Genomic DNA, 13510 nt, shown 5'->3' with positions numbered 1-13510 from the left:
GCGCCTCACAGCGGTATATTGTCGTGTTTCTTCCAGGGGTTCTGCATGTGCTTGTTGCGCAGCATCCTGAGTGCGCGGGCGATGCGCCGGCGGGTCGAATGCGGCATGATCACCTCGTCCACATAGCCGCGCTCGGCGGCAACGAAGGGCGAAAGGAAGCGATCCTCGTAAGTCTTTGTATGCGCAGCGATTTTCTCCGCATCGCCGATGTCTTTGCGGTAGATGATCTCGACCGCGCCCCTGGCGCCCATCACGGCAATCTGCGCCGTTGGCCAGGCATAGTTCATGTCGCCGCGCAAATGCTTTGATGCCATAACGTCATAGGCGCCGCCATAGGCCTTTCTGGTGATGACGGTGATCTTTGGGACGGTCGCTTCGGCATAGGCGAACAGAAGCTTGGCCCCATGTTTGATCAGCCCGCCATACTCCTGCGCGGTGCCGGGCAGGAAGCCCGGAACGTCCACGAAGGTGACGATAGGGATCGAGAAGCAGTCGCAGAAGCGTACGAAGCGCGCCGCCTTGCGGCTGGCGTCGGCATCGAGCACGCCGGCCAGCACCATCGGCTGGTTGGCGACGAAGCCGACGGTGCGGCCCTCGACACGGCCGAAGCCGGTGACGATGTTTTTCGCAAAATTCTGCTGGATTTCGAAGAAGTCACCCTCGTCGGCAACTTTAAGGATCAACTCCTTGATGTCGTAGGGTTTGTTGGCATTGTCGGGGATCAGCCTGTCGAGCGACAGATCGTGATCGGTGACCGACTGGTGGCATTCGATCTCGGGAATTTCCGCCGTGTTGGAGGCGGGCAGCAGATCGACCAGCCGGCGCATCTGCAACAGCGCCTCGACGTCATTGTCGTAGGCTCCGTCGGCGATCGAGGACTTCGTCGTGTGGACGGAAGCGCCGCCGAGGCTTTCGGCGGTGACTGTCTCGTTGGTGACGGTCTTCACCACATCCGGCCCGGTGACGAACATGTAGGAGGTGCCGCGGACCATGAAGATGAAGTCGGTCATCGCCGGCGAATAGACGTCGCCGCCTGCGCAAGGGCCCATGATCAGCGAAATCTGTGGGATGACGCCGGAGGCCAGAACATTGCGCTGGAAGATCTCGGCGTAGCCGCCGAGCGCCGCCACGCCTTCCTGGATGCGGGCGCCGCCGGCGTCGTAGATGCCGATGATCGGCGCGCGGTTGCGCAATGCCATCTCCTGCACCTTGACCACCTTTTCGGCATGTGCCTCGGACAGCGAGCCGCCGAACACTGTGAAATCCTTGGCGAAAAGATAGACCGGGCGACCGTTGATAGTGCCCCAGCCGGTAACGACGCCATCGCCGGCGATCTTGGTTTTCTCCATGCCGAAATCGGTCGAGCGGTGCTCGACGAACATGTCGAACTCCTCGAACGAGCCTTCGTCGAGGAAGACGTCGATGCGCTCACGGGCGGTGAGCTTGCCCTTCTTGTGCTGGGCCTCGATGCGGGCTCGGCCGCCGCCCATGCGGGCGATCTCGCGGCGCCGCTCCAGTTCCTTCAGCACGTCCTTCATGACCGGTCCCCAAAACGGAAAGCTGGATTGTGGTAGTCGTGGCAGCAAGTGAGCGCAAGCGCCGCTTCGCCATGGCTTTTGCTGCGCTGCAGCATCCGACCCCTTGCATTCCGAAGCGAACTGGGCCATATGCGGCGGTATAGGCGCTTGGGCCGGGAAACTCCGGCCTTCTCGACGAATGAGACTGGTTGCGTCTGTTTTCCCTCTTCCCGACATACCGGCAAGGTGGCGAAAAAGCCCCGTGGCATGAAGCCTGCGGGCACGACAGCGCAGCCGTGTGGACGATGACGTCCGCCCGCCTTGTCGTTTCATGACAATTTTCGACGGCAGGTTGCGCCCTGCCGCCATCGATGTTTGCGGCCAGAAGCCGCATGAAAGAAGAATATTTTGACCAATGAAAACACTTTGACCGGTGAGAACACTGGGGAACTGACCGGTTTCGCCGCACTTGGAATTAGCGGTGCACTGCTCAAGGCCACCCATGGCGCCGGCTTTACCGATCCCAAGCCGATTCAGGCGCAGGCTATCCCGCCGCAGCTCGAAGGCCGCGACATTTTCGGCATCGCCCAGACCGGCTCGGGCAAGACCGCGGCGTTCGCGCTGCCGATCTTGTCGAAGATCATCGCGCTTGGCACCAAGCGCCGGCCGAAGACGGCTCGTGCGCTGATCCTGGCGCCGACGCGCGAGCTCGCCGTACAGATCGAGGACACCATCAAGATTCTCGCCAAGGGCGCGCATGTCTCGACCGCGCTGGTGCTTGGCGGCGTCTCGCGCTTCAGCCAGGTCAAGAAGGTTGCACCCGGCGTCGACATCCTGATCGCCACACCTGGCCGGCTGACCGATCTGGTGCGTGAGGGCGATCTCGTACTTGCCGACACCAAATGGCTGGTGCTCGACGAAGGCGACCGCATGCTCGACATGGGCTTCATCAACGACGTCAAGCGCATCGCCAGGGCGACGGCGCCGGACCGTCAGACGGTGCTGTTCTCGGCGACCATGCCGGCCGAAATCGCCGAGCTGGCGAAAGGCTTGCTGAAGAACCCGATCCGCGTCGAAGTCGCCCCCCACAGCACTGCGGCCGCGGAGATCGTGCAGGGCGTCGTCTTTGCCCGCACCAAGCAGAAGCGCCAGGTGCTGTCGACGATGCTCGCCGATGACGCGATGAAGTCCGTTATCATCTTTTCGCGCACCAAGCATGGCGCCGACAGGGTGACCAAGGACCTCGAGCGCGACGGCTTCAAGGCCGCCGTTATCCACGGCAACAAGTCGCAGAATGCCCGCCAGAAGGCGCTCAACGATTTCCGCGAAGGCTCGGTGCGAATTCTCGTGGCGACCGACATTGCAGCACGCGGCATCGATGTGCCCGGCATTAGCCATGTGGTGAATTTCGACCTGCCGGACGAGGCGGAGAGCTATGTCCACCGCATCGGCCGCACCGGCCGTAACGGCATGGATGGCATCGCCATCACGCTTTGCGACCCTTCGGAAAACGCCAAGCTGCGCCAGGTCGAGCGTATCATCCGCACCAAGCTGCCGATCGTTGCCGATCATCTTGGCAGCCCCGATCCGCAGCGCAATCCGGCCGAGAAGAACGAGCGCAGCTTCGAGCCGGCCAACGATCGCAACGACCACAACGGCCGTCGCGACGGCAGGCGTCCCGGCGGCGCCAACAAGGGCTTCGCCAAGAAGCGTTTCGGCGGCGACAAGCCGGCCTTTGCGGGCGACCGCAAGCCGGAAGGCGCCAAACCCTTCAAGGGCAACAACAAGCGCCGCTTCGGCGGCAAGCGGCCGGCTGCGCGGGCGGCATAACCTGACCGTTTTGCGTCCGGCCAAGCCTGGTTTGGTCACTCACGATTGAAAAGGGCGACCGGAGTGATGCTTCGGTCGCCCTTTGCTTGAGGCCTTTGGTTTACTTCACCACCGCCTCGACCCACACGACAGTCCGCTGCGCGAGGGAAGCCGTGGTCGATGGCGCGATCGCGTCGCCGGCAATGACGTGGCGCCCCAGCGACCCGCAAACACGATCCGTCGCCGCGTCACCGATCCTATTCGACCGGTGGCTTGCGGTCGAAATTCAGCGGCCGCGCATTCCAGCGGGTGACCGTGCTGATCACCCATCGGGAGAACGGCCTCGGCAGCATCCTGAGCAGCTTCAGCGTCCAGCTCAGGCGGCGTGGGAAAGTGACTTCGAAGCCGCCGCATTCGATGCCTTTCGCGATACGGCTCGAGGCCAGGTTGACCGGCATCAAGCCCGGCATCGGCAGGAAGTTCTTCTCAGTCAGCCGCGTGTCGACAAAGCCCGGATTAATCACCTGGATGCGGACGTTCATCTTGTCGAAATCGTATTTCAGCGACTCGGCCAGGATATTGACTGCCGCCTTGGTGCCGCCATAGGCAGCGGTAGTGGGCCAGCCGAAATAGGCGGTGACCGAACCGATCAGCACGACATGGCCGCGCGAGCGTACGCGCATGCGTTCGATGACCGGCACCAGGCCATTGATGATGCCGAAATAATTGACTTCGAAAGACCGACGGAAATTGCGCGCGACAAGATCCTCGCCCGGCGTTGCGATATAGCTTCCCGCGTTGAACACTGCCAACACGATCGGACCGAGATTTTTCTCGATCGCTGCAACCGTCTCTGCCATGCGTTTTTCGTCGGTCACGTCGCAAGGAAAGGCTGCGACACGCCCCGACATCTGCGCCGTTTCGACGATGAGCGTATCGATCGGATGGTCATCGGGCGCAGTCACCGCGATGACATAGCCCTGAGCGGCAAGATCCTTGGCCAGCGAACGGCCGATACCGCTGCTGCCGCCCGTAATCCAGGCGACGCCATGCTTCGGATTGGCCAAATAGAGTGTCATGCTGCGCCCCGCCGGCTCTTCTTAACCTGCGCTCTACCGGTGAAGAAATCGAATGAAAAGAGTGCTTTTCGGTACATCGTTGAAATGAATACCGGCTGGGCGCCCCTGGGTGCAGGAATTGCAGTGTGCGAATGCGACTGGACCAGGCAAATTCTTGCCTTGAAACCGAAGCTTCGGGTTTCTAGGGTTTCGCCGCACCCACAAAGGAATCTCCATGCCCCGTTCTGTGATCGACGTGATCGGCAACACGCCCCTGATCCGCCTCAACAAGGCCTCGGAAGAAACCGGCTGCGAGATCCTGGGCAAGGCCGAATTCATGAATCCCGGGCAGTCGGTCAAGGACCGCGCCGGCCTGTTTATCATCCGCGATGCGGAGCAGCGTGGGTTGCTGCGGCCCGGCGGCGTCATCGTCGAGGGGACGGCCGGAAACACCGGCATCGGCTTGACACTGGTTGCCAAGGCGCTCGGCTACCGCACGGTGATCGTCATTCCCGACACCCAGAGCCAGGAGAAGAAGGATACAATCAAACTGCTCGGCGCCGAGCTGATCGAAGTGCCCGCCGTGCCTTACAAGAACCCGAACAACTACGTGAAGCTGTCGGGCCGGCTGGCCGAGCAGATGGCGAAGACCGAGCCGAACGGCGCGATCTGGGCCAACCAGTTCGACAATGTCGCCAACCGTGACGGCCATATCCGTACTACGGCCGAAGAAATCTGGAACCAGACCGACGGCAAGGTGGATGGTTTCGTGTCGGCGGTCGGTTCCGGCGGCACTCTGGCAGGCGTCGGTTTCGGGCTGAAGGCCAAGAACAGCCAAGTCAAGATAGCGCTGGCCGATCCGCTGGGGGCTGCGCTCTATTCCTTCTACACCAGCGGCGAGCTGAAATCCGAGGGCAGTTCGATCACCGAAGGCATCGGGCAGGGGCGGATCACCGCCAATCTCCAAGGCTTTACACCCGATTTTGCTTTCCAGATCCCCGACGAGGACGCACTGCCGATCATATTCGACCTGATCCAGGAGGAGGGGCTTTGCGTTGGCGGTTCGACCGGCATCAACATTGCCGGCGCCATTCGCCTGGCGCGCGAGCTAGGCCCCGGCCACACCATCGTGACCATGCTTTGCGACTACGGCACGCGCTACCAGTCGAAGCTGTTCAATCCTGAATTCCTGCGCGAAAAGAAGCTGCCGGTGCCGGGGTGGATGGAGCAACAGAGCACGATTTCGGTACCGTTCGAAAGGGTTGCGTGATGGCGCACAAGACCGAAGCGCTGTTTCGTGACGACGCCTATCTGGGGACGGCCGACGCCACTGTCGTCGCAGTCAACGATCGCGGCGGCATCATTCTGGACCGGACGGTGTTTTACGCCACGTCGGGCGGGCAGCCGGGCGACACCGGCAGCCTCGAGCGCGCCGACGGCACCGGCATAGCGATTGCCGCTACGATCACCGGCGAAACCAAGGACGAGATCATCCATGTGCCGGCGCTGGAGCAGGCAGTTCCAAAGGTGGGCGAGCGCATGCGGCTCGCCATCGACTGGCCGCGGCGGCAGTTGCTGATGCGCATGCATTCTGCCTGCCACCTGCTTACCGTCGTCTGCCCGTTCCCGATCACCGGCGCGGCGGTTTCCGAGGACGACAGCCGTATCGATTTCGACATCCCGGACGCCGGCTTTACCAAGGAAGACGTGACGGCCAGACTGATGGAGCTGGTGCGGGCCGACCACCCGATCTTCACCCGGCTCATTTCCGACGAGGAACTGGCATACAATCCGGGCCTGGTGAAATCCAAGAATGTGCGGCCTCCGGCTGGCACGGGAAAGATCCGATTGGTCTGCATCGGCGAGAACGCCTCGATCGACAGCCAGCCTTGCGGCGGCACCCATGTAAAGAGCACCGGCGAAATCGGCGAGATCCATATCGGCAAGATCGAGAAGAAGGGCCGCGAGAACCGGCGCTTCCGCATTCGCTTTGGTCCTATGCCGCCAGCCTGATATAGGACTGCGACAGGCGGGACAGGAGAGAAAAGATGGCCGACGACAGTCCTTTCACCATCGATGCCGATTGGTTGCAGAAGCAGCTCGGCAAGCCCGGCCTGACGATTGTCGACGCGTCTTGGTATCTGCCGGCCCAAAAGCGCGACGCGCGCGCGGAGTATGACGCAGCGCATATTCCAGGCGCCCGCTTCCTTGACCAGGATGCGGTTTCGGACCCCGACGTGGCTCTGCCGCACACGCTGCCGTCGCCGCAGCATTTCGCGCAATATGTCGGCGCGATGGGTATTTCGGCCGATGACACGATTGTTGTCTATGACGGGCCAGGGTTCTTTTCTGCACCGCGCGCCTGGTGGTTGTTTCGCGTCATGGGCGTATTCCAGGTCTATATTCTCGACGGCGGCTTCGACCGTTGGAAAGCCGCCGGACGGCCGGTGACGGCGGAGCTGACGAAGATCGCGCCTTGCGTGTTTTATGCCAACTTCGATGCCGCCCGCGTCGCCAGCCTTGCCGATATGCGCCGGATCGTCGAGACGGGGGAGAGCCAGATCGCCGACGCGCGCTCGCCTGGCCGTTTTGCCGGCACCGAGCCGGAGCCGCGCCCCGGCATCCGCTCCGGTCATATGCCGGGCGCGCACAACGTGCCGTTTTCGGCGCTTTCGGAAAACGGCGAATTGTTGCCAAAGGACAGGCTACGCAACGTGATCGAAGGAGCGGGCATCGACCTGTCGAAGCCGGTCGTCACCTCCTGCGGGTCGGGCGTCACCGCGGCAGCCATCACGCTGGCTTTGGAGACGCTTGGCCATGCCGACAACAGGCTTTATGACGGTTCGTGGACCGAATGGGGCGGGCTTTCCGACACGCCCGTCGTGACGGGCAAGGACTGACGGTGATGGAAGACGGATCGCTGGAAGACATCGACGTCACCGTGACGTTTCTCGAAATGCATGTGCCGCCTGCCTATTCGCCGCCTCTGCCGTACAACCGCCAGATCGCGCTGCTCAAGACCAAAGACATTCCGCTGCATTTCTACCGCTATTTGATGGATCGGGTCGGCCGCAAATGGCACTGGGTCAATGTGCTGAGGCTGAGCGACGAGGAGCTTGCGGCGGGCATTCACCGCGAGGACCGCGACATCAGGGTGCTTTATCTGGATGGTGCGCCGGCCGGCTTCTTCGACCTCAAGCCGCATTTGCCGGAGGAAGTGGAACTCGCTTATTTCGGAATGATGGAGCACGCGACCGGGCAAGGCATCGGCCGCTGGTTCCTCGGTGCGGCAATCGCCGCGGCGTGGTCGCACGGGCCAAGGCGGGTAACCGTGCAAACCTGCACCCTCGATCACCCAGCAGCACTGCCGCTCTATCAAAAACTAGGCTTTACGCCAGTGGCGCAAAAAAAAGAGGTCGTGCATCCGATGTCTTTCGCCGAGCGCGCGGCCAGCGTCATGCGGCCCTGATTTCAGGCCCGTTCATCCAGGCTTCAGCTTGTCGTTGCCACGCCCAGGGTCTGGATCAACACTCAAAGGCGGGTCCGACTTGTATGAGCCGGGCACTTTCCATATCGCTGTCGTCTAAAAACCGATGGTGATGGAGGATCGCACGATGACAATACGGGCGGTAATGGCCGGTGCGACGGGCTGGGTCGGCAAGGCGCTAGTTCCGGCGATCGCGGCGCAAGGCGACATGGCGCTGGCCGGGGCCGTGTCCCGCAGCGGTGCTGGGCAGGATTCCGGTCTGCTGGTTGGCATGCCGGCTAATGGTATTGTCGTTTCGGCTTCGCTGGCCGAGGCGCTGGAGGCGCCGTCGGACGTACTGGTCGACTTCACCAAGCCGCATGTCGTGAAAGACCATGTGCTGCTCGCCATCGACAAGGGACGGCACGCTGTGATCGGCACATCGGGACTGGGTGCTGCCGACTATGCCGACATCGATGCCGCGGCGCGCGCCAACGGCGTCGGCGTCGTTGCCGCCGGCAACTTTTCCATCACCGCCACGCTGATGAAGCGGTTTGCACTTATGGCGGCAAAATACGTGCCGGATGTCGAGGTCATCGATTATGCCAGTGCAAAGAAGCCCGACGCGCCCTCCGGTACCGCACGGGAGCTTGCTGAGGCGCTGGCCGACATCCGCAAGGCCTCAACGGCAAAGCCGGTCTCCGAGGTCTCTGGCGTGCCGGCTACACGCGGGGGTGCGGTCGGCGCAGGCGAGGGGGTGCAAGTGCACGCGCTTCGCCTGCCGTCCTACATCCTGTCCTGCGAGGCGCTGTTCGGCCTGCCAGACGAGCGGCTGACCATCCGCCACGACGCCGGCTCGTCCGCGGCACCCTATGTGGCGGGCACGCTGCTCGCCATCAGACGGGTACAGCAGATCAAGGGTCTGGTTCGCGGTCTCGACGCGCTGATGGACTGATCCATTTCGGCAGGAATCGGGTGGGAAGCTCTGTCTTGCGAGCATAATTTCCGGTCAACGACACCGGAGATTTTGCCATGACGATAAGATTCAAAGCCTTGCCAACCGACGCAGTCCGGGCACTTCAGCGCGGCGGGGCGGATGCTTATGGCCTGATGCCAGAGCGGCAGATTTCGGACGGCGACGGCGTGCCTTGCCGTCATTGCTTGAAGAATGTTGCTGCGGGGGAAGCCTATCTTGTTCTGGCCTATAGGCCTTTTCCGGAGCTGCAGCCTTATGCCGAAACCGGGCCGATCTTTCTGCATGCGGAAGAATGCGAACGCGCTGCCGAGGTTGAGTTGCTTCCAGAAATGCTCGAAAGCAGCGATTACATCGTGCGCGGTTATGGCAAGGACGACCGTATTGTTTACGGTAGCGGCGGCGTCATTCCGACCGACGCCATTGCCGCACGGGCAGAGACGTTGTTCAAACGCGACGACATTGCTTACGTCCACATCCGCTCGGCCCGCAACAATTGCTATCAGTGCCGGATCGACCGCGCGTAACCGAACAGGCTGCACCGGCTTGGGCCTGTCGCACTCCCGTCGCATACAAGCGGTAGAAAGAGACTGTCGATCGATTTGCCGACCGCGGATGAATCGGCGGAAATCTCGATAACCGAGGAAGCGGGGCTTTGGCTCCGCTTTTTTGTGCCTGCATTGTTCGCAAAACAAAAAACCCGCCGGGATTAGCCGGCGGGCTTGAACGATTTGCCTGGAGGGCCTTAGTTGAACTTATACTTCGCACCGATACGGACGGTGTGGAAAGAAGGAGTGGTGGTGAGGACATCGCTCGGCCCTCCAAACTCCTCCAGAATATCCTTCTCGGCAAACTGCGAATAACGATATTCGAGACCGACAGTTACGTTGTTGGTCACGGCCGCTTCCAAACCACCACCGACCGAGAAGCCGCTCGAGCCCCAATCGATGATGTCGCCGATGGGTGAAGATGCGTTCAGATCGAAATGCTGCCAGCTGTAACCGCCAAGCACATAGGCGAGGGTTGATTCGTTGACCTTCAAACCGACCCGGCCCAGCACATCGAAACCATAGTCGGTGTCCAGATTAATGGACCCGCCGGGCACTTCCAGCTCCGAGGTCATGCCGGAGTAGCGAGCATCAACCATAACGCCGGCAACCCAGCTGCCGAAGTCATGATCGTAGCCGGCGTTCAATTCGCCAAACACGCCTTCGCCGCCGATACCGTTGAACTCCAGGTCGCCAAGCGGCGGAACATTGATCTGATGCACCGACGCACCCGCGCCGCCCGCACCGCCGATATAGAAGCCGGTCCAGTTGTAGGTAGGTGCCTCAAAGGAAGAGACACCGCCATTCTGGGCGCCAAAACGATAATTGGCTGCTACCTGGAACGTGTGACGCGATGTATCGAGGTTGATTGCGCCATCCGGTACACCGAACTCGGAAAGGACATCATCGTTGGTGCTGAATTGCGTAAAACGATATTCGGTTTTGATGGTCCAGTTGCTGTTGATGGCCGTCTCGACGCCGGCTCCGACGAAGTAGCCGCTCTGGTCCCAGTCGAAGTCAAAACCTGCGCTCGTGTCAAATTTGTATTTCTGCCATGAATAGCCACCAAGGACATAGCCCAAAGTGTTTGGCGTGAAGAGGTAGCCTGCCCGCAAGCCAGCGTCGAAACCATAGGTCTCTTTGACCGATGCGTCGAATCCAGCAACGTCGAGGGAGGTTTCGATGTTGCCGGCATGAGCGTCCAGAAGTCCGCCGATCAGGAACCGCGGCGCCACCATATAGTCATACCCAACGGTGAGTTCACCGTACAGGCCTTCGCCACCAATACCGTTGAACGACACCCCAGGAATGAAGTCGCTGCTCAACTCGTGGACGTTCGCCCCGGCGCCAACGCCAAAGCCGACGTAGATGCCACTCCAGTTGAAGCCCGCCGTCTCCACGACCGGTTCGACCACGTCGGCGGCATGAGAGACCGACCCAAGCGCCAGAACAGAAACTGCGCCGAGAAGAAGAGATTTCGTGAATTTTCTGCTGATCATTACCCTGCCCCTGGTGAACCCGGCATCTACGTAGCATCGGCTCATTGTGGCGGCTGTAACAAAAAAGCCACAGAAAGAGCACATTGCATCAAACGGGCACCAGATGCGGGCAAGACCGGCTGTAGACCGAGAAAATTGCCTGTGAACAAGCAGCCGCCGACAGCATCGGCGACTCATCAGGAACAAACGGTTGGAAATCAGGCCGCGAGAACGGCCTTCGGCTCGACCAGTTCGTAACCGAGCGCTTCGGCCACCGCGCGATTCGTTATCTTGCCCTTGTGGACGTTAAGCCCGTTGCGCAGATGGTGGTCGTCTACCAGCGCCTTGAGGCCCTTGTTGGCGAGCTGCAGGCCATAGTGCAGCGTAGCATTGTTGAGCGCGTGGGCCGAGGTGACCGGCACCGCGCCCGGCATGTTGGCGACGCAATAATGGATGATGCCGTCGACTTCATAGGTCGGCTCGGCATGGGTGGTGGCGTGCGAGGTCTCGAAACAACCGCCCTGGTCGATGGCGACGTCGACCAGCACGGCTCCTTTCTTCATGCCCGACAGCATTTCGCGCGTCACCAGCTTGGGCGCTGCTGCCCCCGGGATCAGCACGGCGCCGACGACTATGTCAGCCGAAAAACATTCTTCCTCCAGCGCCTCGACGGTCGAGTAGCGGGTGTGAACGCGGCCGCCAAAGATGTCGTCGAGCTGACGCAGGCGCGGGATCGAGCGGTCGATAATAGTGACGTCGGCGCCGAGGCCGGCCGCCATCCGTGCGGCATGCAGGCCGACAACGCCGCCGCCGAGCACGGTGACCTTGCCGGGGAGCACGCCGGGCACGCCGCCAAGTAGCACGCCGCGGCCGCCATTGGCCTTTTGCAGCGCCGTGGCGCCCGCCTGGATCGACAGGCGGCCGGCAACTTCCGACATCGGCGCCAAGAGCGGGAGGCCGCCGCGCTCGTCGGTGACCGTCTCGTAAGCTATCGCGGTCACGCCGGAGGCCAACAGGCCCTTGGTTTGCTCCGGATCCGGGGCAAGATGTAGATAGGTATAGAGGATCTGGCCATCGCGGAGCTGAACCCATTCGTTGGCCTGCGGCTCCTTGACCTTCACGATCATGTCGGACTTGGCAAACACGTCGGCTGCCGTCTTGGCGATCGTGGCGCCGGCAGCGCGATACGCGTTGTCATCGGCGCCGATGCCTGCACCGGCGCCGGTCTCGACAAGCACTTCATGGCCATGCGCGACATATTCGCGGACCGAGCCCGGTGTCAGGCCGACGCGGTATTCGTGATTCTTGATTTCCCGGGGGCAGCCGACGCGCATCTTTTTTCTCCTGATCCGGCCCTTTGGGGCTCGTTCCCTGTCTAGAGATAGTGAACCACGAATCGCTCGATAAGTGTTTGCGAATGCGCTTGCCTGAGAGGCGACTCTTCGATAATCGTTGCGCAAAACATTGCAATTGTCGCAGGAACTCGCAAAAATGCCGCTCGACAGGATTGATATCGCCATTCTTGAGACGTTGCAGAAGGATGGGCGCATACCCAATGCAGCGCTCGCCGAGAAGGTCGGCCTATCGCAGTCGGCCTGTTCGCGGCGGCTGGACAATCTGGAGAAATCCGGAACCATCCGCGGCTATCACGCCCGGCTGTCCAACGCTGCACTTGGGCACCAGATGACGGCGATCGTGCATATATCGCTGTCCGGGCAATTCGAGAAGACGTTGTCGGATTTCGAGGCAGCGATAAAGCGCTGCCCGAACGTCCTATCCTGCCATTTGATGTCGGGCGAATATGACTACATCCTGCGTATAGCGGCAAAGGATCTCGTCGACTACGAACGTATCCACAAGGAGTGGCTGTCGGCAATGCCGCATGTGACGAAGATCAATTCGTCTTTTGCCTTGCGCGAAATCGTCGATCGCACAGCGGTGGGAATGAAACCTGAACTCGCCTAGGCCCGAACTCGCCTAGGTGTTGACTGCCTCGGTCACCACACGGTCCATCGGAATGTCGTGCGGCTGCGGGTAGATGGTGACGATGCGCTGCAGTTCGTAGCCGACGCCGATGACCAGCGGTTTGAAGGGCATCGCGGCAAGCGTACGATCGAAGAAGCCGCCGCCATAGCCCAGGCGAAACTGCTCAGGATCGATGCCGACAATCGGCGAAATGACGATGTCGGGTAACACCGGATCGCCGTCAGCCGGTATCGGGATATTCCAGACGCCCTTCTCCAGCCGGTCTCCGTGGGTATAGGCGCGAAAGACAAGCGGCCGGTCTTTCTCGACGACGACGGGCAACGCCGTGCGCCCGCCCCGCGCGTCGACGGTTTCCATCCACGGGCGCAGGTCCGGCTCGCCGCGAAACGGCCAATAGAGGCTGACCACGCGGCCGGCGATGTCACCGATCATCGCGTCGAGCCCTTCGGCAATGCGCTGCGACATGGCTGCGCGCGTGTCGGCTGAAACGGCAAGGCGGGATGCGATCAATCGCTGGCGCTCGGCCTTGCGCCAGCGCCTTACGTCGGTCCAGTCGGATAGCGGCGCTTGGAACTCCGGGTCGAGCTCGTGCATAAAACAAGGCGGCGAGGCGTACTGCGCTGAGCCTTCATCTTCATCCCTAGCCATGCTTCACCTGCAATATACAGTTCCAAC

The 13510-nt window shown here is 61.4% G+C and carries 13 protein-coding genes; 8 read left to right on the top strand and 5 right to left on the bottom strand.

Features of this window, described 5'->3' with window-relative positions:
• Window positions 1–5: 5 nt before the first annotated feature.
• Complete coding sequence (locus tag NKH83_RS19785) at window positions 6–1538, bottom strand: acyl-CoA carboxylase subunit beta (RefSeq protein ID WP_352806820.1); 1533 nt, start codon at window positions 1536–1538, stop codon at window positions 6–8.
• 387 nt (window positions 1539–1925) lie between these two features.
• On the opposite strand from NKH83_RS19785, the gene NKH83_RS19780 reads away from it, so the two are divergent.
• Entirely contained in the window at window positions 1926–3347 is a 1422-nt protein-coding gene (locus tag NKH83_RS19780; protein WP_352806817.1) for a DEAD/DEAH box helicase, read from the top strand.
• A 236-nt stretch (window positions 3348–3583) separates the two neighbouring features.
• Here NKH83_RS19780 and NKH83_RS19775 read toward each other — a convergent pair whose 3' ends face one another.
• Entirely contained in the window at window positions 3584–4405 is an 822-nt protein-coding gene (locus NKH83_RS19775) for an SDR family oxidoreductase (RefSeq protein ID WP_352806815.1), read from the bottom strand.
• A gap of 214 nt (window positions 4406–4619) precedes the next feature.
• On the opposite strand from NKH83_RS19775, the gene NKH83_RS19770 reads away from it, so the two are divergent.
• From NKH83_RS19770 to NKH83_RS19745, 6 genes are all read left to right on the top strand, one after another.
• Window positions 4620–5654, top strand: coding sequence for a cysteine synthase A (locus NKH83_RS19770; RefSeq protein ID WP_352478810.1), 1035 nt, complete (start codon window positions 4620–4622; stop codon window positions 5652–5654).
• Window positions 5654–6397 (top strand): alanyl-tRNA editing protein, encoded by a 744-nt coding sequence (locus NKH83_RS19765; protein WP_352806812.1) that lies wholly within the window; start codon window positions 5654–5656, stop codon window positions 6395–6397. Before NKH83_RS19770 ends, NKH83_RS19765 begins: the two co-directional genes overlap by 1 nt.
• A gap of 35 nt (window positions 6398–6432) precedes the next feature.
• The gene (gene sseA, locus NKH83_RS19760; RefSeq protein ID WP_352478812.1) at window positions 6433–7284 is read left to right on the top strand and encodes a 3-mercaptopyruvate sulfurtransferase; all 852 of its coding nucleotides are present in this window, start codon (window positions 6433–6435) and stop codon (window positions 7282–7284) included.
• Between the two features lie 5 nt (window positions 7285–7289).
• The gene (locus NKH83_RS19755) at window positions 7290–7853 is read left to right on the top strand and encodes a GNAT family N-acetyltransferase (RefSeq protein WP_292655364.1); all 564 of its coding nucleotides are present in this window, start codon (window positions 7290–7292) and stop codon (window positions 7851–7853) included.
• A 145-nt stretch (window positions 7854–7998) separates the two neighbouring features.
• Window positions 7999–8805 carry a 4-hydroxy-tetrahydrodipicolinate reductase gene (gene dapB / locus NKH83_RS19750; RefSeq protein WP_352478813.1) on the top strand — a complete coding sequence of 269 codons (807 nt, stop codon included), beginning with the start codon at window positions 7999–8001 and terminating at the stop codon, window positions 8803–8805.
• Between the two features lie 77 nt (window positions 8806–8882).
• Window positions 8883–9350: a DUF1203 domain-containing protein gene (locus NKH83_RS19745; protein ID WP_254817179.1), complete on the top strand. Its 468-nt coding sequence runs from the start codon at window positions 8883–8885 to the stop codon at window positions 9348–9350.
• Window positions 9351–9568: 218 nt separating this feature from the next.
• On the opposite strand, the gene NKH83_RS19740 is transcribed toward NKH83_RS19745, so the two are convergent.
• Both NKH83_RS19740 and ald read right to left on the bottom strand, forming a co-directional pair.
• Window positions 9569–10870, bottom strand: a complete 1302-nt coding sequence (locus tag NKH83_RS19740; RefSeq protein ID WP_352478814.1) for an outer membrane protein — start codon at window positions 10868–10870, stop codon at window positions 9569–9571.
• Window positions 10871–11067: 197 nt separating this feature from the next.
• Complete coding sequence (ald, locus tag NKH83_RS19735) at window positions 11068–12183, bottom strand: alanine dehydrogenase (protein ID WP_352478815.1); 1116 nt, start codon at window positions 12181–12183, stop codon at window positions 11068–11070.
• Between the two features lie 157 nt (window positions 12184–12340).
• On the opposite strand from ald, the gene NKH83_RS19730 reads away from it, so the two are divergent.
• The gene (locus NKH83_RS19730) at window positions 12341–12814 is read left to right on the top strand and encodes an Lrp/AsnC family transcriptional regulator (protein ID WP_023675099.1); all 474 of its coding nucleotides are present in this window, start codon (window positions 12341–12343) and stop codon (window positions 12812–12814) included.
• A 12-nt stretch (window positions 12815–12826) separates the two neighbouring features.
• Here the strand turns inward: NKH83_RS19730 and NKH83_RS19725 are convergent, their stop codons facing one another.
• On the bottom strand, window positions 12827–13483 hold the full coding sequence (locus NKH83_RS19725) for a 5-formyltetrahydrofolate cyclo-ligase (RefSeq protein ID WP_352478816.1): 657 nt from the start codon (window positions 13481–13483) through the stop codon (window positions 12827–12829).
• Window positions 13484–13510: the final 27 nt, after the last annotated feature.

Source organism: Mesorhizobium sp. M0909, from assembly GCF_040319515.1.
Lineage (GTDB): Bacteria > Pseudomonadota > Alphaproteobacteria > Rhizobiales > Rhizobiaceae > Mesorhizobium.
This window is presented reverse-complemented; position numbering and strand designations above follow the sequence as displayed.